The following is a 19,904-nucleotide window of genomic DNA, read 5'->3' on the forward strand; positions in this document are numbered from 1 at the left end:
CTTTCACGTCCGCCGACAATCCGGCGTCAAAGCCTGAAATAATTCAACGGGTGATGAATATAACAAAGGCGGGCAAGGCATGAGCAAGACCCCGAAGTCAGCCGGGGCGCCGCGGCGGCGCGGGCGGCCGAGCGCGGACTGTGCGCCGGGCGCGGACCACCTGCTGAGGACGGCGCGGCGCAGCTTCGCGCTGCGCGGCTACGAGGCCACCAGCGTGCGCGACATCGCGCGGCAGGCGGATGTCGATCCGGCGCTGATCGCGCACCACTTCGGCTCGAAGGAGGCGCTGTGGCTGGCGGTGGTCGAGCAGATCCGGGTGCTGCTCGATCCGATGCTGAGCGCGACCGCTGCGCTGCGCGGGGACGCGTCGCTGGGGCCGCGCGAGCGCGTCGAGCGCTGCCTGCTGCTGTTCATCGACCGGGTCTTCGAGCATCCGGACATCGGGATCTTCTTCTCGACAGCCACGACCGAGGAAGGCGAGCGGCTCAACGTGCTGGTGGACGCGATGGTGCGGCCCTTCAACGCGGTGTGCCTGCCGCTGTTCCAGGACGCGATGGATGCAGGTGAGCTGCATCGCTGCGATCCGGCGCTGCTGTTCTCGCTGCTGATGCACGGCATCAGCAAGACGGTCGCCTACAGCCATGTGCTGCGCGCGGTGTCGCCGCTGCCGGACGATCCGGCGCGCTTCAAGCGCGAGCTGACGGACGTGGCGTTGCGGCTGCTGCGCTGAGCGCGGCGCTGAACGCGGCGTTCAGCGCCGCCTTGAATGGGCGGCGCTCGACGGGCCGCGCTGTATCGGCGAGCATCGAATCGTCTTTCCGCTCCCCGCCGGATACACAGGCATACGGAACCCGTATCGCGACCAGGCCGCGATCTGAAGAATCCGCTCCATCGCAGCCCCGCGCTGCCTGACTGGAAAGGACTTCCCCATGCGATCGATCCTCCGCCGCTCCGTCTTCCCGCTGGTGCTCGCCGGCGCCGCCACTGCCGCGACCGTGCTGCTGTCACTGCCGCCGATGTCGGGCACGGCGGCCGCGGCCTCGCTGCTCGGCGGAATGGGCATGGACGGCAAGCCCGCGCCCGCCTTCACCGGCATCGACACCTGGATCAACAGCCCGCCGCTGACGATGGAGGGCCTCAAGGGCAAGGTGGTGCTCGTGGACTTCTGGACCTACACCTGCATCAACTGCCTGAATCAGCTGCCTTACGTGAAGGCCTGGCACGAGAAGTACAAGGACCAGGGCCTGGTCGTCGTCGGCGTGCATTCGCCGGAGTACGAGGAGGAGCGCTCCACCGCCGGCCTGAAGGACGCGATCACGCGGCTGGGCATCCGCCACGCCGTCGCGCAGGACAACGACTTCAAGACCTGGAAGAGCTACAACAACCGCTTCTGGCCGGCGCTGTACCTGATCGACAAGCAGGGCAAGGTCGTCTACTCGCACTTCGGCGAGGGCGCCTACCAGCAGACCGAGGCGCAGATCCAGGCGCTGCTGAAGCAGCCCTCGTGAGGTTGAACGCCGTCAGGGGCGGCGCTGCGCCGCCCCTCAATCGCGCCCTTCCACGGCCATCGAGAGCACGTAGCCCTCGCTGCGGACGGTCTTGATGTAGCGCGGCTCGCGCGCGCCGTCGCGCAGCCGCTGCCGCAGCCGGCTCACGAGCAGGTCGATCGAGCGCTCGAAGAGCTCCGCCTCGCGCCCCTGCGTGAGGCCGAGCAACTGATCGCGGCTCAGCACGCGCTGCGGATGGTCGAGGAACACGCGCAGCAGCCGGTACTCGGCGCCGCTCAGCGGCACGACGGTGCCCTCCTGGTCGACCAGGTGGCGCTCGATGGTGTCCAGCACCCATTCGCCGAAGGCCAGCCGCGGCGACTCGTCGCTCGATCGCATGTTGGGCGGCAGCATCCGCGCGCGCCGCAGCACCGACTTGATCCGCGCCAGCAGCTCGCGCGCCGCGAAAGGCTTGGCCAGATAGTCGTCGGCGCCCATCTCCAGGCCCAGGATGCGGTCGGCCTCGTCGCCGCGCGCCGTCAGCATGATCACCGGCGTCGCCTTGTGCTTGCCCGCGCGCAGGTCGCGGCACAGCGACAGGCCGTCCTCGCCAGGCAGCATCAGGTCGAGGATCACCAGGTCGAAGGGCCCCGCCGTCTCCAGCGCGATGCGCATGTGGCGGCCGGTGGGCACGGCGGTCGCGCGCAGGCCGTTGCGGGTCAGGTAGGTGGTGAGCAGCTCGCGGATCTCGCGGTCGTCGTCGACGATCAGGACGTGATCCAGGGTGGGTGCGGTCGTCTGCATGGCGGTGGCGGAACGCTTCGAACGGGATGACGCGCAATGTACCGGCCGCGCCTCGTCCCCACACCGTCGCAGGCAATGTTGTGTCTCCCGCCCGCGCCGCGGATACACGGAAATACAAAGCCGCCCACAGGCGCTCGCCGCGCGCCTATAAACCAGCCTGCGGCGCCACGCGCCGCGCCCTTCATCCGGAGACCCCCGTGAGCCGCGACACCGATGACTTCCTCGCCCTGCCTCTCCACGACCGCCTGGGCCACGTCCGGCGCGCGCCGGCGGCATGCGCATGAGAGCGCCCCGCACGCTCTTCGCGCGGGTCTTCTGGCTGATGGTGCTGGGGATCGCGATCGCGCAGGCGCTGGCCTATGTCGCGATCCGGCAGGAACGGTCGATGGCGCTGCGCGCGCTGATGATGTCGGGCGTCGAGCGCGACATCGCCACCGGCATCGCGGTGCTCGACCGGCTGCCCGCGGGCGAGCGCGCCGCCTGGCTGGACCGGCTCGAGCGGCCCAACTACCGTTTCGCGCTCGCTGACGAGATCGATCCCCAGGCGGGTCCGGTGGACCCGTCCGATTTCAGCGCCGCCTTCGTCGACGCGCTGACGCAGGCGATGGCGCCCTTCCGGCTCGAACGCGCCGCGCAGGTGGGGCCTCGGCAGTACCAGTTGCTGGTGCGTCTGAGCGACGGCGCGCCGGTGACCGTCCACGCGCGCCGCGTCGACATGCCGGTGCCCGAGTGGGTGATGTGGGTGCTGGGCGCGCAGCTCATCGTGCTGGCGCTGTGCACCTGGACGGTGGTGCGGCTGGTCACGCGACCGCTGAACGCGCTCGCGGCGGCGGCGGATGACCTCGGTCCCGACCTGACCCCGCGCCTGATTCCCGAAGGCGGCCCGGCCGAAGTGGCACGCGCGGCCCGCGCGTTCAATGCGATGCAGCAGCGGATCGCGGGCTACACGGCCGAGCGGGTCGAGATCCTGGCCGCGATCTCGCATGACCTGCAGACGCCCATCACGCGGATGCGCCTGCGCGCGGACCTGATGGCGGACGAGGCGCTGCGCGACAAGTTCCGCCAGGACCTCGACGCGATGCACGCGCTGGTCCGGGAGGGCGTGACCTATGCGCGCACGCTGCACGGCACGTCCGAGCCATCGACCCGGCTTGACGCCGATGCGCTGCTGGCCAGCATCGCCGGCGACTACGAGGATGCGGGTGAGGCCGTCACGCTGAGCGGCGAGGCAGGCGCGCCCATCGTCGCGCAGCCGCAGGCGCTGCGGCGCATCGTCGTGAACCTGGTGGACAACGCGCTGGCCTTCGGCGGAGCGGCGGAGATCGAAGTCACGCGCAGCGCCGCGCAAGACCCGGCCCCGCGCCTGACGATCGCGGTGCTCGACCGCGGGCCCGGCATTCCAGAGGACCAGCTCCAGGCGGTGTTCAAGCCCTTCCACCGGCTGGAGACCTCCCGCAATCGCGAGACGGGTGGCACCGGGCTCGGGCTGGCGATTGCCCAACAGCTGGCCACCGCGATGGGGGGAGCGCTCTCCCTGCGCAATCGGCCCGAAGGGGGCCTGGAAGCCCGCCTCACCCTCCCCGCGCCCACCCTGGCCATGCTGTCCACGGCTTCTGTGGACAAGTCTGTTGGCTCAACGGGCAGGGATGCTGCAAGCCGTTGATTCGTCACGGAAAACATTGCAGTGCTGCGAAATGAGGCAGTGGGCTGGAAGAGCCATGGAATGCCGTTTTCGAGCGCTTCACGGCTATCCCCGCGGACTGTGGACAAGTCTGTTGGCTGCCTATGCAGGGGTTCTACAACCTGTTGTCTTCAAAGGGAAAAGCTTGCAATGCCTCAAAACAGGGCAGTTGGATAAACCACGCGGAGAGTCGGCGTCAGGTCTTGACACCCATCCGGAGATCCGCTTGGCAAGCCGTGTTCCCGAATCAGAGTTGCCCACAGTTCCCACGGGTTGTGCACTGGCCCCTCGGACTGTCCACGGCCTCTGTGGACAAGTCTGTTGGCTGCCCGGGCAAGGATGTCGCAAGTGCTTGTTCCCAGAGGGAAATCGTTGCGGTGCTGCGGAATGAGGCAGGCCGCCCCTTTTCCCGCCGAAGGGCGAGCCGCGCCCCGGGATCGGACGATGCCAATACCGCCAATCGCGTCGCGCAGAGATCAGCGGCCGGTGTCGTCGGTGAGCCGGTCGACGATCAATTGCAGGCCCTTGAGCACCGGCGCCATGTCCGAGGCGTATTGCGCTTGAACGATCGCGCCATCGACCGCGAGCGCGAGCGCGGCCGCGAGCTTTCGGCGCTGCCGAGCAGCGGGCAGCAGGCCGGCGATCGCCTCGGTCATCTCGTCCTTGTGGCGCCGCGTGACCTCGACGACCTCGGGCAGCGCGGGACCCATCTCGCCAACACCGTTGAGGAAGGCGCAGCCGCGGAAGCCGCCCAGCGCCTGACCGTTGAACCATTCCGCCATCGTGGGCGCCAGGGCGGCGACTCCCTTCGACGCGCCGCCATGGCGCAAAAGCGCGCCATTGAACCAACGCATCCAGCGTTCGTGCCGCAGGTCCAGGTAGGCCAGGATCAGATCGTTCTTGCTCGGGAAGTGCCGATAGAAGGTGACCTTCGTGACACCGGACGTGGCGATCACGCGGTCGATGCCGGTGGCGCGGATGCCCTCCGCGTAGAACAGGTCGTGCGCGGTACGCAGGATGCGGTCTCGGGCAGGCAGCTCGCTGAGGTCCACGCCCGGATCGATGTCATCACTTGAGTTCATGGGGGTATTGTAGACAGACCTGTCTACACTCGCCAGAATGGGTCACGTAGACAGACCTGTCTACATTCACCGATGAAAGGCCAACGATCATGGAAACCCGCCCGCCCCTGCCCCCATTCACCCGCGAAACCGCGATCCAGAAGGTGCGCCTGGCCGAGGACGCCTGGAACAGCCGCGATCCGGCGCGCATCGTGCTGGCGTACAGCCCCGACACCCAGTGGCGCAACCGGGCGGAATTCCCGCGAGGCCGGGCACAGGCGCAGGCCTTGCTGGAACGCAAATGGGGCCGCGAACTGGACTACCGCCTCATCAAGGAGCTCTGGGCCTTCGACGGCAACCGGATCGCCGTGCGCTTCGCCTACGAATGGCACGACGACGCCGGGAACTGGTATCGCAGCCACGGCAATGAGAACTGGGAGTTCGATGCGAATGGCTTGATGACGCATCGTCACGCGAGCATCAACGACCAGCCGATCAAGGCGGAGGATAGGAAGTTCCATTGGCCGCAAGGGCGCCGGCCGGATGACCATCCGGGTCTGAGCGACCTGGGCCTCTGAGGCCCGCGACGGTCTCAGTCTTCGATCAGGCCGAGGAAGTGGTCGAGGATCACGAAGTGGTCCTCGAACATCCGCGATTCCATCGCCGCCAGTTCATCGCGGTGGAACCAGCGCGCCTCCTTGACGTCATCGCAGCCGACGACCTCCGGCAGGGTGCCCATCTCGCCGAACTTGAAGTGGTGCGCCATCGTGATCAGGCGTCCGCGCGCGCTGCGCAGCGGATCCTCGAAGGTCGCCACGCCGTGCAGCGCCGCCAGCACCGAGGCCGGCAGCAAGGGAAAGCGCGTCTCCTCGATCAACTCGCGGATCGCGCAGGCCACCAGCTTCTCGCCGCGGTCGAGGTGGCCGCCGGGCACTGCCCAGAGGTCTTCGCCGAAAGGCCCTTTGCGCCGCACCAGCAGCACGTGATCGCCGACGGTGACGACCGCATCGCCCGTCATGTAGGCCACCGCGGTGTACTTCTTGCGGTAGGCCGCGACGGCGGCGTGCTCGGCCTTGCGCTTCGCGTACTCCGGCAGCCGGCTCCAGGCCTGCAACCACGCCCGGACCGGCGCGCTGACATAGGGCGCCATCACCGTGAGCGCGGCATCGGGGTCGTCGGCCTCGAAGAACACCTGCCGCATCGCCGTCGCATCGATGTCGGCCAAGCGGTCCACCAGTTGCTGACGCCAGCGCGGGAAGTTGTGGAGGTAGTAGCTGGTGTGGTCCTTCTGATGTCCAACCAGCACGATGTCGGCGTCCTCGCCCGCGATCGCCTGCACGCCCATCATCACGGCGGCGTTCCAGCGCTTGTCGTCGAAATAGTCGCGCACCGGCAGCACGTGCAGCCGCTCGCGCTGCGCCGGCGCCAGGTTGGCGAGCAGCATCTGGCGGCGCTCCTCGTGCACGAAAGGATTGCGCGGATCGCGCGCCCGGTGCGACGAGCCCAGCACCGCGATCACTTCGTCCGCCAGGCCGAAGGCGGCCTGGAACAGCGCTTCCTGGCCAAGGTGCACCAGTTGCCAACGGCCGACGACGACAGCGACGGTCTTGCGGGTCATGCGAGGTCCTTCCAGATCGAGAGGTTCAGCCGTGCTTCGCCGCGATCGGCAGTTGCCGGCCGCTGCCGAAGGCCCGGGCGCGCAGCCGCACGATCGGCGGCGCCTGGCGGCGCTTGTATTCGTTGCGGGCGATCATGCCCTTGATCCGCGTGATCAGGGCCTGACCTTCGTCGCTCGCGCGCAGCGCCGCGACCGCCGCCTGCGCGGTGTCTCGCTCCTCGGGCGCCAGCCGCTCGCCCTCGATCAACAGCTTGAGCACCTCGTCCAGCACCTCGTAGGGCGGCAGGCTGTCGGTGTCGCGCTGATCGGGCGCGAGCTCGGCGCTGGGCGGCTTGTCGAGGATCGCGGCGGGGATGATCTCGCGGCCGGCCGTCTCGTTCAGGTGCCGGCTCAGCGCGAAGACCTCGGTCTTGTAGAGGTCGCCGATCAGACCCAGTCCGCCGTTGGTGTCACCGTAGAGCGTGCAGTAGCCGACGGCGATTTCGCTCTTGTTGCCAGTGGTCAGCAACAGCGGGCCGCGGGCGTTGGAGACAGTCATCAGCAGCGTGCCCCGCACGCGGGCCTGCAGGTTCTCCAGGGCCAGGCCGGTGGGGCGAAGCGCGAGCGTGCTGGCCGCCATGGTGTCGGCGACCTGGCGGACGATGTCCTCGATCGGGCAGACCTCGAGCGGGATGCCGAGGTTGGCGCATAGCGCCTTGGAGTCCTCGACGCTGCCCGTGGAAGAGAAGCGGGAGGGCATGGTGATCGCCATCACGCGGTCCGCGCCGAGCGCCTCGACCGCCAGCGCGAGCGTCAGCGCCGAGTCGATACCGCCGGAACAGCCGACGACGACGCGATCGAAGCCGCAGCGGCGCGCATAGTCGCGCAGGCCCAGCACGATCTGGCGGCGATAGAACGCCAGGGTGTCCAGGCCTGCATGGGTCGGCGGCAGTGGACCGCCGTCGCGCATCGCGAAGGTGCCGCGGTCGGTCTCGAAACGCAGGGTGAGGAGGTCCTCGGCAAAGCGCGCCGCCTCGAAGACGACGCCTGGCTCCGGCTCGATGGCGAAGGACGCGCCGTCATAGACAAGCTGGTCGTGACCACCGATCTGGTTGACGAAGACCAGTGGCAGCCGATGCCGCCAGCACGCGGCGCGGAACACCGCATGACGCAGCTCGCGCTTGCCGACATGGCTGGGGCTGGCGTTGATGGACACGACCAGATCGGGTGCCGCGTCAGCCAGACGCTGGAAGGGATTGATCGCGTAGTCCTTGCCGTCGTCGTTCCAACCGTCCTCGCAGATCATGAAGCCCACCTGCGCGCCGGCGATGCGCAGCACGCGCGCGACATCGGGGCCGGGCTCGAAGTGACGGCGCTCGTCGAAGACGTTGTAGGTCGGCAGCAGCTGCTTGTGATAGTCGAGCAGCACCTCGCCATCGCGGATCACCAGCAGGGAGTTGCGGTAGGCCTTGCCGGTGCCCGGATTGCGCGTCGGCACGCCGACCACCCAGTGCAGGCCGCCGACTTCACGCGTCGCAGCGAGCAGATGATCCATGGCGATATCGAGGCGCTGACGGAAGTCCTCCTCGTCGAGCAGATCGGCGGGGTAGTAGCCGGTCAGCGAGAGTTCGGGGAACACGACGAGGTCGGCGCCGTCATGACGGGCGCGGCGCGCCGCATCGAGATGCAGCGTCAGGTTGCCCTCGAGGTCGCCAATGGTCGGATTGATTTGCGCGATGGTGATCTTGAGCATGACTTCGCTCCTCAGCGGGCCTTCACATGAAAGACCTGCCGCAAGTAGTTCAGGAAGGTCTCGTCGTCGCAGAGCGTCTTGCCGGGCGCGTCCGAGAGCTTGGCCACGGACTGGCCATTGCAGCGGACCAGCTTCATGACGATGTTCAGCGGCTTGAGCCCAAGGTCATTGCTCAGATGCGTGCCGATGCCGAAGCCCACCGGCACGCGCGCCGCGAAGTGCCCATGCAGCCGGAAGGCTTCATCGCAATCCAGCCCGTCGCTGAACACCAGCCGCTTCGCGCGCGGATCGATGCGCAGCGCCGCATAGTGCGCCAGCGCCTTCTCGCCCCAGATCACCGGATCTCCGCTGTCATGCCGCAGGCCATCGAACAGCTTGGCGAAATAGAGATCGAAGTCGCCCAGGAACGCGTCCATGCCGATGACGTCGGTCAGCGCGATCCCCAGGTCGCCGCGATATTCCTGCACCCACCCTTCGAGCGCCGCCCGCTGCGACAAGCGCAGCTGCACGCCGACGGCCTGATAGGTCTGCAGGTACTCATGCGCCATCGTGCCGATCGGGATCAGCCCATGGCGCCGCGCGAGTGCCACATTCGACGTGCCCTTGAAGACCTCGGGGATCTCGCGCTTGAGGGTCGCGACCACCTCGTCCTGCCAATCGCCCGAAAAGCGTCGGCGCAGGCCGAAGTCGAAGAACTCGAACGGATACGCCTGCGCGCCCTTCGGCCAGCACCGCCGTGCGATCGGCACCGCACAGCCGGCGGAAGTACAACTCGTTGACGATGGCGAGCACGAAGATCTCGAAGCCCATCACGTGGACCTGCGGCCCCTTCGCGACGATCACGAGCTGCCCCGCCTCGGCGCCCTCGCCCGGCCGCGCCTCGATGAAGCGGCGCTGGAACCGGAAGATGCGCAGGAAGTCGATGAAGTCCGGCTTCATGAAGCGCAGGCCGCCCAGGTAGGCGAGCTCCGCGTCGCTGAAGCCCAGCGTGCAGAGATGGTCGAGCTCGCGATTGACCGCCTCGCAGAGCTCGCTCAGCGGAAAGGCGGGCGTGTTGCGGCAGACGAAGCGGTACTCGGCGTCATTCGCGGGGAAGGCATGCAGCAGCGTCTGCCACATGGTGAACTTGTAGAGATCCGTCTCGAGCAGCGAGCGGATGACAGGCGTGTCGTTCATCGTGTCGCTCCGTCTCAGGCCGACAGCGCGCCGAGCGCCTGTGCCGCGGTCATCGACCTCACGCCCAGGCCGCGCGCCCGCTCGATGAAGGCCTTGGCACCGGCCTCGAAGCCGCCGACCGGACTCATCGCGTCCTCGATCAGCACGACCCGGGCGAGACGCTCCGGGCTCATCTCGGCGAAGAGGTCTTCCGCCGTCGCGGCGACGCAGTGGCTGCTGGCCTCCCCAGCGATGAAGGTCAGGCCCGGGAAATCGACGATGCGGTCGACCAGCGCGCGATGGGTCTGCGTGCGCGGGTCGCCGGCGACCGGCACCTCGGCGCGCACGGCGCTGTACTGCTCGGTCATGGGGTTCAGGCCCTTGAGCACCTTCTCGACGGTGCGCAGCCGCGAGGCCTCCCAGCGGCCGAGCGCGGCGGCGAGCTCGTCATGAATGTTGTGGCCCCAGGTGCCGACCACGCAGTGCGCGGGCCAGACCATCAGGATGTACTTCTTCGGGCCGGCCTCGAGCGCGTCGAGGTAGGCCAGCACCTGGTCGCGCAGGGCCGGATCGCGCGGTGAGAAGCGGCCGGCGCGGACGTCCTGCGCCTTGATCTGCGTGAACGGCGCCACCGGTTGCGCCACCGCGTCGGCACCGGCCGCACCGTCCTGTTGCCAGAACGCCGGGCGCTCGATCGCGTAGACCGGATGCGAGTCCAGCGTCACCACGATGTCCGCGATCGCGCCGGCCGCCTGGTCCACCAGCGCGGCCAGACGCTGCAGGTCCGCCTTGGCGCCGGTGACGGGCAGCGCAGCGCCGGTGATGTCGCAGAAGTCGTTCTGCGGATCGACGATCAACAGTTGGGCGGTCGTGGCCATGAGCTACTCCGTTCGTATCGTTCGGGATGTCGTGGCGCCAGCATAACTCACTTAGTGCCGTTTTGCACGAAGTGAGGAAAGGGAAGGCGATAGGAAGTGAGTGCGGATGAAACGGAAGGTTTCTGCTTCAGATGCTCTTATTCTTCGTTGTGCGTTTGACGATCGGCCCACCCGATCGCCATAATTCGTGCCTTCGCGCACTAACGAGAATTCCAAGCCGTGGATGTCGAACGCCCCATCGTCACCGTCGATATCGTGCTGCTCACGCTGCTGGACGGCGCGCTGCATGCGGGGCTGACGCAGCGCGACAAGGCGCCGGCGCTCGGCGCCTGGACGCTGCCCGGCGGCTGGGTTCACGTCGACGAGGACCAGGACGCCGATGATGCGGCCGTCCGCATCCTGCGCGACAAGGCGGGCATCGTGTCGCCCTATCTGGAGCAACTGAAGACCTTCTCCGGCATGCATCGCGATTCGCGGGGATGGTCGCTGTCGGTGAGCTACTACGCGGTGGTGCCGGGCCAGTTGAACGCCGCGGGCGAGCGCTTCCGCTGGGCACCGGTCGACGGCCTGCGCTCGCTGCCCTTCGATCACGCGCAGATCCTGCGCACGGCGGTCGAGCGGGTGCGCTCCAAGACGCTGTATTCATCGCTGCCGGTGCATCTGATGCCGGCCGAGTTCTCGCTCGGCGAGCTGCAGCGGACCTACGAGCAGGTGCTGGGCGCGGAGCTCGACAAGCGGAGCTTTCGCCGGCGGATCGAGGAGCTCGACGTGATCGAGGAGATCCCCGGCGCGTTCACGAGCGGCGGCAGCCACCGGCCCGCGCAGCTCTATCGCAAGAAGACGCATGCGCCCGCGCTGAAGGTGGCAGCGAGCAATCTGACGGTGAGTTGAGAGGGAGCTCTGATGACGCAACCATCCAATCAGACAGCGCTTCACTGGCTGTCCCTCGTCTACGCCGGCGACATCACCGGCACCATGGACCGCGCCAGGCCTGCCGCGGCCTTGCAGCTGCTCGAAGAGAACCCCGATCTGATCGAAGACGATCCCTACCTGGCCTGCGCTGCCGGTGACGAGTCCGTGCTGCGGCGAACCACCGCGCAAGACCCGGCCTGGGTGCATCGCGCGGGCGGCCCGCTGCGGCTTGCGCCGCTCGTCGCGATCACGCATTCCAGCCTCATGACGCAGCCGGTCCATCGCGAGCGGCTGCGCGCCTGCGCGGGATTCCTGCTCGAGGCCGGCGCTTCCCCGAATCAATCCGTCGGCAGCCGCTGGCCTCCCGCCTCGCTCGAGGCGCCATCCGAGACCGAGCATCTGTCGGCGCTGTATGGCGCCGCGGGCCGGAACCACGATCCCGAGCTGACGAAACTCCTGCTCGATGCGGGCGCCGATCCCAATGACGGCGAGTCGCTCTATCACTCGCTGGACCGGCCGGCCTGCACCCGGCTGCTGCTGGAGGCTGGCGCCCGCGTCACGGGATCGAATGCGATGTATCGCGTGCTCGACCTCGACGACGTCGAGACCTTGCGCCTGCTCCTCGCGCATGGCGGCGAGGCGAACGAGCGGCCGCTCGGCGCGCCGACCTCGGACTGGGGCTCGCCGCTGCTGTGGGCCATCCGGCGCCGGCGCTCGCCGGCTCACATCGCGGCCTTGCTCGATGCCGGCGCAGATCCCCGGGCGTCGACACCAGCGGGCCTGAGCGCGCATGCGCTGGCGCTGCGCTTCGGTTTGACCGAGGTCGCCGAACTGCTGCGCGCGGCAGGCGGCGGCGGCAAGCCGTTGACGCCGGCCGAAGCCTTCATCGCCGCCTGCGCGCGAGGCGACGAGGCCCAAGCCCGGTCCCTCCTGGCGGCGCATCCCGGTCTGATCGACAAGCTCGACGACGCCCAGCGGCGACTGCTGCCGGAACTCGCCGCCGACGGCGCGCGGGACGCCGTGATGCTGATGGTCCGTCTCGGTTGGCCCCTGGAGGTGCGCGGCGGCGATTGGGACGCCTCGGCGCTGAACCATGCCGTGTTCCGCGGCGATGCGCGCCTGACCCGCTTCCTGCTCGAACACGGCGCCGACTGGCGGGCGCGGCACGGCTTCGGCGACAACGCGATGGGCACCTTGTCGTGGGCCTCGCTCAACGAGCCCGTGGACGACGGCGACTGGCTCGGTTGCGCGCAGGCCCTGGCCGCGCACGGCATCCCGGCCTCATCGCCCGATCCGCAGGAGGCGGACGGCGTGCTCGTCGGTGACCAGCCCTACGCGTTCTCGGACGAGGTCACCGACTTCCTGCTCGGTCCTGACGCGCCTCAGCGCTCGAGGTAACCGAAGGTCCCCTGATCGCGGACTTCCTCCGCCGCGAGCCGCGCCGCCTTCATCGCGTGCCGGTACAGCGACATCGCCAAGCTCACGCGCCGCACGCCGGCCTGGCCGAGCTCGCGCACCGTGAACGAGCGGCCCGGGACGCCGGCCATGAAATTCACCGGCCTGGACACCGACGCGCACACCCGCCGCACCGCATCGAGGTCCGGCAGCAGCGGCGCGAACAGCACGTCCGCGCCCGCGCGCTCGAAGGCCTGCAGCCGCCGGATGGTGTCGTCGAGATCGTGGATGCCGTGCAGGAAGTTCTCCGAGCGCGCCGTCAGCACGAACGGGAACGGCAGCGCGCGGGCCGCCTCGGCCGCGGCGGCGACGCGCTCGACGGCCAGGTCGAAGTCGAGGATGGCCGCCCCGCCTTCGCTCGATGAGTCCTCGATCGAGCCGCCCGCGGCGCCCGCCTCCGCCGCGAGGCGGATCGTCAGCGCGCAATCTTCAGGCCGGTGACCGAAGCCGTTGCCCAGATCGGCGCTCAGCGGCAGCGGCGTGGCGCCGGCCAGCAGGCGCACGTGGGCGAGCGTCTCGTCGCGAGTCAGTTGGCCATCGCGCTTGCCGGCGGCCTCGGCCGCGGCGGCGCTCGACGTCGCCAGCGCTGGAAAGCCCGCCGCCTCAAGCATCCGCGCCGAGGCGATGTCCCAGGCGTTCGCGATGACGAAGGGCTCGGGACGCTCGTGCAGCGCGCGCAGCGTGGCGGCCTTGTCGGCCAGGCTTGGAGTGGGTTGGCTCATGGGGCGCCTCTTCGGTAGGAGAAGGGATGACGGGTCGGGGGGAATGACGACGGATGCTAGGCCGCCCTCCTGCCGCCGGCAGGCAGGAACCGGACGCGTCCCTCGAACGAGCCACTCCCCCCGTCCGGTGGCGCCCGCACCACGGTTTGGCCGCTTTCGCGTGGCTCCTCGCCCTCCACGCGCGGGATGCGCACGGATTTCCCCTCCGGAAAGTTGCGAACTATTCGCATTTGATAACGTATCGCGTTTGGCGCACTGAGCGCGGTCGCCCGGCCTCCCCCGCTCTGCGGTTCTTCCCCCGTTCTCCCCGTTCTGGTCCCTCCCATGTTCGCCACCGCCTTCCGCGCCACCACGCCCCGCCTGTCCCTGATCGCCCTGTCCGTCCTGGCCTTGACCGCGCCGCTCGCCGCGCGCGCGCAGGCCGCTGCGGAGCCGACGAAGCAACTGCTGGACGAGGTGGTCGTCCGCGGCGTGCGGGTGAAGACCTTCGCGCCGACCACCGTGCAGGTCGGCGCCTTCCGCGACCAGGACCCGCTGGACGTGCCGCTCACCAACAACGTGATGCCGCGCGACCTGCTCGACGCGCAGGCGGCGCAGGGCCTCTATGACGCGCTCAAGAACACCGCCGGCGTGACCCGCTCGCAGGTCAGCGGCTCGACCTACGACAACCTGTCCATCCGCGGGATCATCGTGGAGAACCGCGGCAACTACCGCCTCAACGGCAATCTGCCGGTGGTCAACCTGATCGACATCCCGCTCGAGAACAAGGAGCAGGTCGAGGTGCTGAAGGGCGCCTCGTCGATGTACTACGGCATGGTGCCGCCCTCGGGCATCGTGAACTTCGTGACCAAGCGCGCCGGCGCGTCGCCGGTGACCTCGCTGACGACCACCGTCAACGACCATGGCGGCCTCAAGGCGCATGTGGACATCGGCCGCCGCTTCGGCCCCGACGACAGCATGGGCCTGCGCTTCAACGCCGCCACCAGCAAGGAGGAGACCGGCATCGACCGCTACAAGGGCGATCGCGGGCTGGTCTCGGTGGCCTACGACTGGCGCGCGGCCTCGTGGGCCAATCTGAAGGTCGATGTCGAGCATTACCGCAAGAACGTCAGCGAGCAGGCCGCGATTTCGCTGCCGGCCGCCGTCAACGACACGATCACGCTGCCGCGCGTGCCGGACAACAAGACCAACCTCGCCGGCGACTGGGCCCGCTACGACGCCGAGGCGACCAACCTGCTGCTGCGCGGCGACTTCGCGCTCAGCGACGACTGGGTGCTGAGCGTCGAGACCGGCCGCGCCAAGACCTCGCGCGACCGCAACTACACGACCTTCGGCGCCTACAACAACGACACCGGCGCCGGCACCGCGACGACGACGGTGCTCAAGGGCCAGGCCTACACCAACACCAACCACCGCGTGGAGGCGATCGGCCGTTTCGCCACTGCCGGCATCGGCCATGAACTGACCGTCGGCGCGACCTACAACCGCCGCGCATCCGATGGCTGGCTCAGCGCCACGGCCAGCGCCGCGCAGAACCTGTACGCGCCCGTCGACCTGCCTCAGCCCGCCGTGACGCTCAAGCAGGCCGGCTATCCGTCGCAGATCAACGACCGCGGCCTCTATGTCTTCGACCGCGTGTCGCTGGGCGCGCAGTGGCAGGTGCTGGCCGGCCTGCGCAAGACCTTCTACCGCAGCGAGGCGACCAACCCCGCCACCCCGGTCGCGACCTATCGCGCCGACAAGATCACGCCCAACGTCTCGGTGATGTGGAAGCCGGTCAAGGACCTGAGCGTCTACGCCAGCGCTCTGCGCGGCCTGGAGGAAACCGGCACCGCGCCGCTGAACGCGCTCAACGCGGGCGAGGTGCTGGCCCCTGCCGTCAGCAAGCAGCACGAGCTGGGCGTGAAGGCGCGCCTGGGCCGGGTGCTGCTGCAGACCGCGGTGTTCCAGACCGACCGCGCGCTGGCCACGACGATCAACCGCGTGTTCCAGGTCGGCGGCGAGACGCGCTACCGCGGCCTGGAGTTCTCCGCCAGCGGCGAGATCGGCCGCGACTTCGCGCTGGTGGTCTCGGGCCTGCTGCTCGACGCCGAGATCACCAAGGTCGGCTCGGCCAACCCGCTTGAACTGGGCAAGACGCCGGAGAACACGCCGAAGAACACCCTCAGCCTGTTCGGCGAGTACCGCGTCCCCGCCGTGCCCGGCCTGGCGCTGAACGCGGGCGTCTATCACGTTGGCAAGCGCGCGGTGAACAACAGCAACCAGGCCTGGATCGATGGCTACGAGACGCTGTCCATCGGCGCGCGCTACCAGACCATGCTGCTGGGCAAGACGGTGAGTGTGCAGGCCAACCTCGACAACGCGGCCAACAAGGACTACTGGAGCACCGCCGGCAATGGCCTGCTGGGCGTCGGCGCGCCACGCACGCTGCGCCTGACGGCCAAGGTCGACTTCTGATCGATGGCAACGGAGCGCCCATGGCCCTGATGACCGCCCGCCGCCTCTGGATCTGGCTGCATCGCTGGATCGGGCTGACGCTCGGCATGCTGCTCGCCGCGGCGGCGCTGCTGGGCACGCTGATGACGGTGCTGCGCCCGCTCGACGAGGCGATGCATCCCGAGCTGTTCCGCGCGCCGCCGCCAACGCCAGCCTCCCTGGCGGCCGTCGATGCGCAGACCCTGCGCCAGCCGCTGGAGACGCTGCGCCGCCGCGCCGCCGAGGAATTCGGCCCCAAGGCCACGCTGACGATCCGCCCGCCGCGCGAGGCGGGCGAATCGCTGCGCGCCATCATCCGCGGGGCGGCCTGGGAAGGCACGATCTACCTCGACCCGGTCACCGTGCGCGAACTCGGCCGCCGCGGCGAGGCCGAGGGCCTGGCCAACACCGTCTTCGAGCTGCACAGCGCGCTGCTGCTCGGCGACACCGGCAAGGCGGTGCTCGCGATCACGGCGCTCGCCTACCTGGCGCTGCTGGTGACCGGTCTGATCCTCTGGTGGCCGATGAACGCCGCGCAGTGGCGCCACGCGTTCAAACTCAAGCTGGACAAGGGCACGACGCGCAGCCTCTTCGATCTGCACCGTTTCGGCGGCGCGGTGCTGGGGCTGCTGATCGCCGTGGGCGTCGCCAGTGGCGCCTGGATGGCCTGGCGGCCGATCGGCGGCTGGGTCAACGCGCTGGCTGGCGACACCGCGCCCAAGCCGCCCCAGGCGGGCAAGGCCTCTGGCGAGCGCGTGCCGCTCGACCTCATCGTGGCGCAGGCCCGCGCGCGCTGGCCCGACGGGCGCCTGGGCTTCGTGCAGCTCGGCACCACGGACGCCAAGCCGGTGCGGCTGCGTTTCCGCGTCGCCGGCGAGCCGCATCCCAATGGCCTGTCCTCGATCTGGGCCCACCCCGTCGATGGACACGTGCTCGCGCAGCAGCGCTGGAACGAGCTGGACCTGGCCGGCCGCTCCACCGCGTGGATCTATCCGCTGCACGCGGGCGAGCTATTCGGGCTGGCCAATCGCGTGATCACGGGCCTGGTGGGGCTGGCGCTGTTCGCGATGGGCGTCACCGGGGCGTGGCTGTGGTGGCGCCGGCGGGGTTGAGGGCCTGATCAGCTCGTCGATGCAGCGCGCCACCTCGTCGCTGCCGGGATCCGGATCGAAGTAGTGCGTGTGCGCCCCGCCGCCGACGCACAGGTCCTTGCGCGGCGGATCGTCCAGCGCGACCGCGCCCGCGTCGTAGAAGGACGCGGTGCGCTGGATGCCTTCCGGCGCGGGATGCCAGATCCAGCGCCCCACGTAGTCGCCCGCCGTGAACACGTTGGTCCAGCGGTCCAGGCCGAGGTCGCCGAGCTTCGGGCCCTCCAGCACCCAGCGATAGAGCTCGGGAAAGCGTGCCGCGTAGAGCTGGCGCAGCGGACTGCCGGCGGTCAACAGGTGCACCTCCACCTGATCCAGCCATTGCCCGAGCACCGCCGCCCGGCTGCCGTCGCCGCAGCGGGCGCGATAGGCCAGGTAGCGCAGCAGGTCCGTCGTGATGACGGTGCCCTGGCTGTGCGCGACGATGACCACGCGCGTGGCGCCCTGCTCCTTCAGATGCTCGAGCAGCGCGACATAGCGCGCGAAGATCCGGGCCCGCGGGATCGCGCCGCGCGGGAACTCGCGCAGGTAGTTGTCGATGTCCAGCATCGCATCCAGCGGCGCGCGCAGCCATGGCGCGTACTTGGACAGCGTGCGCCCCAGCAGCGACAGCGCGCCCAGCGCCGAGACCGAGCCCGTGACGAAGGGCGCGAGCATCGCCTGCGACTGCAGCCCGCCGATGATCAGCAGCAGCTTCAGCTCCGCGATGAAGAACGGCGCGAACAGCTGCGTCGCCTCGATCAGCAGCAGCAGCCCGATGACGATGCCCACGGCCGCGCTGACCAGCGCCACCAGCGACACGAAGCCCTCGAGCCGCTCATAGCTGTCCGTCAGCCAGCGGCCCAGGTCGCCGGGGCTGCCGATGTCGCGTTCCAGCTCCGCCAGCACGCTGGGCACCAGCATCGCCAGGATGTACAGGATCAGCGCGAACAGCAGCAGCGCGACGGCGCAGAAGCTCGCCGTGCTGTACACGTAGCGCAGCGTCAGGAAGCTCTCGGCCGGCAGCACGCGCGCGCTCAGCGGCTCCAGCAGCAGCTGGAAGCCCCAGAAGTCCGCCGCCACCTCCTGCTGGAGCTCGAACAGCCAGGGCCGGTAGCCCCATTTGCCGGCGGCGTTCTCCAGCACCTGGTGCGAGGTCGCCCAGATCACCATGCCGACCGCGGTGAACGAGGTCAGCGACACGCAGAGTCCGAGCCGGGCGGTGGTGATGCTGGCGCGCGCCTGCGGCCCCAGGCGCGCCTGCCGCATGCCGCGGACGATCCAGAACAGCAGCATGAAGGCGGCCACGCCCCACCAGAGGTAGCTGCCGAGCAGCGACACCTCGAAAGCCCGCAGCGCGGCCCGGGTCCACCAGACCCAGACATCGTGCTCCGGCGGCGTCGGCGGCGCCGGTCCGAAGCCTGGTGGATCCTGCGCTGGCGGGAACACCGGCGGCGCGTCCCACATGGCGGCGGCGATGATGCCGTAGCTCATGGCCAGGAAGACCAGCCCGATCTGGCGCGTCGACACGAAGCGGCGATCGGCGACGCGCAGCCCGGCGTCGCAGGCGACGGCGAGCGCGGTCAGCAGCGCCAGGCCGAGCACCCACGGCGTCGCGTAGCCGAGGTACAGGACCGTGCCGACGAGCGCCGCCTCCAGCACCAGCACCGTCCGCGCCGGCCACGACCGGACCCATCGGTAGGCCAGCCACCAGGCCGCCAGCACCGGACCGGCCACGGCCAGCGCCAGCTTGGCGGAATTCGCCGTCGACCCGCCCTCGCCCGATCCCGCGCCCACGCCGCCGTTGAGCACCGACATCAGCACGATGAACAGGCCGGTCAACACCGACTGCAGGAACAGATTGGCCAGCAGGTGCGCGAAGCCCCAGTCCAGCGCCGTCTGCAGCCGTGACAGGCGGCGCCAGCCCTGCCTCACGGCGGGCGAGGCCCTCGCCACTTCGGCGCCCTTGCGCGCATGGTCGATGGTGTCGCGCGCGAGCTTGGACATCCGGAACAGGATGGTGAACAGCTCGGTGAGGATGGGTGGCAGCGAACTGGACAGCCGCGACAGGTCGGCCCAGTACATCTCGTGGAAATCAATGCGCCGCGCGTTGTCACCGGGCGCGCCGGAGGCATCCGTGCGCGTGAGCCAGATGCGGCGGCACTCGTAGGGCTCCGCCGCCGTGCCGCCGCGCTGGGCCTTGAACAGCAGGTAATCGGTGAAGGCGAGCCCGAGGTCGGGCCGCTCGTGCGTACGCGTGGGCGGCGGCGCCTCCGCTGCCGGCGAGGTCGTGACCGAGGCCTCGTAGCTGGCGACCTGGGCCCGGACCGCGCCCTGGCGCTCACCCTGCGCCGCCCGGTCCAGCCAGCCGGGCCGCAGGAAGTCCGAACGCAGCGACTGCCGCAGCGCCTTCATCGGCGGCGGCGTCTCGTGGGGATCGGGCATCGCCGGCACGCTGCCCTCCAGCGGCGGCACCTGCAGCATCAGGCAGTCGGAGGCCGCCTCGCTGTAGCGCACGCCGTCCGGTGGCCGCGTCGTCAGCAGCGAGGCCAGCGTGCGGACGGTGTCCCCCGGCGCCTGGTCGGCGACGCCGTGCACCGTGACGACGGCGGTCCGCTGCCGCGGACCTGACGGCGCCCCGGCTTGAGGGTCCTTGCGGTCCCACGTCCGCGCGCGAGCGCGGCGCGCGCCGAGTGGATCGCGCTCGTCCGGCGCAGTGTCGGCCATGGCATGACTCTCCCCTTGTCGTTCCCGGCATCGTGACATCCGGGCAGGGGCGCGTCACGCCAGGCCATCC

Annotated in this window: 15 protein-coding genes and 1 pseudogene; 8 read left to right on the forward strand and 8 right to left on the reverse strand. The window is 69.5% G+C overall.

Going from position 1 to position 19,904, the window contains the following annotated elements; translation table 11 throughout:
- Positions 1 to 79 precede the first annotated feature (79 nt).
- A complete protein-coding gene (locus tag ABDW61_RS10250; protein ID WP_343638388.1) occupies positions 80 to 730 on the forward strand; it encodes a helix-turn-helix domain-containing protein in 651 nt (216 codons plus the stop codon).
- Positions 731 to 1,055: 325 nt separating this feature from the next.
- On the forward strand, positions 1,056 to 1,508 hold the full coding sequence (locus ABDW61_RS10255; RefSeq protein ID WP_343638551.1) for a thioredoxin family protein: 453 nt from the start codon (positions 1,056 to 1,058) through the stop codon (positions 1,506 to 1,508).
- A 36-nt stretch (positions 1,509 to 1,544) separates the two neighbouring features.
- Here ABDW61_RS10255 and ABDW61_RS10260 read toward each other — a convergent pair whose 3' ends face one another.
- Positions 1,545 to 2,291 (reverse strand): response regulator, encoded by a 747-nt coding sequence (locus ABDW61_RS10260; RefSeq protein WP_343638389.1) that lies wholly within the window; start codon positions 2,289 to 2,291, stop codon positions 1,545 to 1,547.
- Positions 2,292 to 2,571: 280 nt separating this feature from the next.
- Here ABDW61_RS10260 and ABDW61_RS10265 point away from each other — a divergent pair, with 280 nt between their 5' ends.
- Positions 2,572 to 3,954, forward strand: coding sequence for an ATP-binding protein (locus ABDW61_RS10265; RefSeq protein ID WP_343638390.1), 1,383 nt, complete (start codon positions 2,572 to 2,574; stop codon positions 3,952 to 3,954).
- A gap of 494 nt (positions 3,955 to 4,448) precedes the next feature.
- Here ABDW61_RS10265 and ABDW61_RS10270 read toward each other — a convergent pair whose 3' ends face one another.
- Positions 4,449 to 5,054, reverse strand: coding sequence for a TetR/AcrR family transcriptional regulator (locus ABDW61_RS10270; RefSeq protein WP_343638392.1), 606 nt, complete (start codon positions 5,052 to 5,054; stop codon positions 4,449 to 4,451).
- A gap of 89 nt (positions 5,055 to 5,143) precedes the next feature.
- Between ABDW61_RS10270 and ABDW61_RS10275 the strand changes: the two genes are divergently transcribed.
- Positions 5,144 to 5,611, forward strand: coding sequence for a nuclear transport factor 2 family protein (locus tag ABDW61_RS10275; protein WP_343638393.1), 468 nt, complete (start codon positions 5,144 to 5,146; stop codon positions 5,609 to 5,611).
- 14 nt (positions 5,612 to 5,625) lie between these two features.
- Here the strand turns inward: ABDW61_RS10275 and ABDW61_RS10280 are convergent, their stop codons facing one another.
- The 4 genes and pseudogenes from ABDW61_RS10280 to ABDW61_RS10295 form a co-directional block, all read right to left on the reverse strand.
- The gene (locus ABDW61_RS10280) at positions 5,626 to 6,651 is read right to left on the reverse strand and encodes an NUDIX domain-containing protein (RefSeq protein WP_343638395.1); all 1,026 of its coding nucleotides are present in this window, start codon (positions 6,649 to 6,651) and stop codon (positions 5,626 to 5,628) included.
- Positions 6,652 to 6,676: 25 nt separating this feature from the next.
- The gene (locus ABDW61_RS10285; RefSeq protein WP_343638396.1) at positions 6,677 to 8,383 is read right to left on the reverse strand and encodes an NAD+ synthase; all 1,707 of its coding nucleotides are present in this window, start codon (positions 8,381 to 8,383) and stop codon (positions 6,677 to 6,679) included.
- A gap of 11 nt (positions 8,384 to 8,394) precedes the next feature.
- A pseudogene (gene pncB, locus ABDW61_RS10290) lies at positions 8,395 to 9,559 on the reverse strand (nicotinate phosphoribosyltransferase).
- Positions 9,560 to 9,573: 14 nt separating this feature from the next.
- Positions 9,574 to 10,416, reverse strand: a complete 843-nt coding sequence (locus ABDW61_RS10295) for a cysteine hydrolase (protein ID WP_343638397.1) — start codon at positions 10,414 to 10,416, stop codon at positions 9,574 to 9,576.
- A 219-nt stretch (positions 10,417 to 10,635) separates the two neighbouring features.
- Between ABDW61_RS10295 and ABDW61_RS10300 the strand changes: the two genes are divergently transcribed.
- Together ABDW61_RS10300 and ABDW61_RS10305 are read left to right on the forward strand one after the other, a co-directional pair.
- Positions 10,636 to 11,307 carry an NUDIX domain-containing protein gene (locus ABDW61_RS10300; protein WP_343638398.1) on the forward strand — a complete coding sequence of 224 codons (672 nt, stop codon included), beginning with the start codon at positions 10,636 to 10,638 and terminating at the stop codon, positions 11,305 to 11,307.
- A 12-nt stretch (positions 11,308 to 11,319) separates the two neighbouring features.
- Positions 11,320 to 12,726 (forward strand): hypothetical protein, encoded by a 1,407-nt coding sequence (locus ABDW61_RS10305; protein WP_343638399.1) that lies wholly within the window; start codon positions 11,320 to 11,322, stop codon positions 12,724 to 12,726.
- Here the strand turns inward: ABDW61_RS10305 and ABDW61_RS10310 are convergent.
- Positions 12,711 to 13,505 (reverse strand): isocitrate lyase/phosphoenolpyruvate mutase family protein, encoded by a 795-nt coding sequence (locus ABDW61_RS10310; RefSeq protein ID WP_343638400.1) that lies wholly within the window; start codon positions 13,503 to 13,505, stop codon positions 12,711 to 12,713. The genes ABDW61_RS10305 and ABDW61_RS10310 overlap by 16 nt on opposite strands.
- A gap of 324 nt (positions 13,506 to 13,829) precedes the next feature.
- Between ABDW61_RS10310 and ABDW61_RS10315 the strand changes: the two genes are divergently transcribed.
- Together ABDW61_RS10315 and ABDW61_RS10320 are read left to right on the forward strand one after the other, a co-directional pair.
- Positions 13,830 to 15,962, forward strand: coding sequence for a TonB-dependent siderophore receptor (locus tag ABDW61_RS10315; RefSeq protein ID WP_343638402.1), 2,133 nt, complete (start codon positions 13,830 to 13,832; stop codon positions 15,960 to 15,962).
- 20 nt (positions 15,963 to 15,982) lie between these two features.
- Positions 15,983 to 17,092, forward strand: a complete 1,110-nt coding sequence (locus ABDW61_RS10320) for a PepSY-associated TM helix domain-containing protein (RefSeq protein WP_343638403.1) — start codon at positions 15,983 to 15,985, stop codon at positions 17,090 to 17,092.
- On the opposite strand, the gene ABDW61_RS10325 is transcribed toward ABDW61_RS10320, so the two are convergent.
- Positions 16,991 to 19,834: a hypothetical protein gene (locus ABDW61_RS10325; protein ID WP_343638405.1), complete on the reverse strand. Its 2,844-nt coding sequence runs from the start codon at positions 19,832 to 19,834 to the stop codon at positions 16,991 to 16,993. The two genes, ABDW61_RS10320 and ABDW61_RS10325, sit on opposite strands and share 102 nt — an antisense overlap.
- Between the last annotated feature and the right edge of the window lie 70 nt (positions 19,835 to 19,904).

The organism is Roseateles sp., from assembly GCF_039595595.1.
Classification (GTDB): domain Bacteria; phylum Pseudomonadota; class Gammaproteobacteria; order Burkholderiales; family Burkholderiaceae_C; genus Roseateles.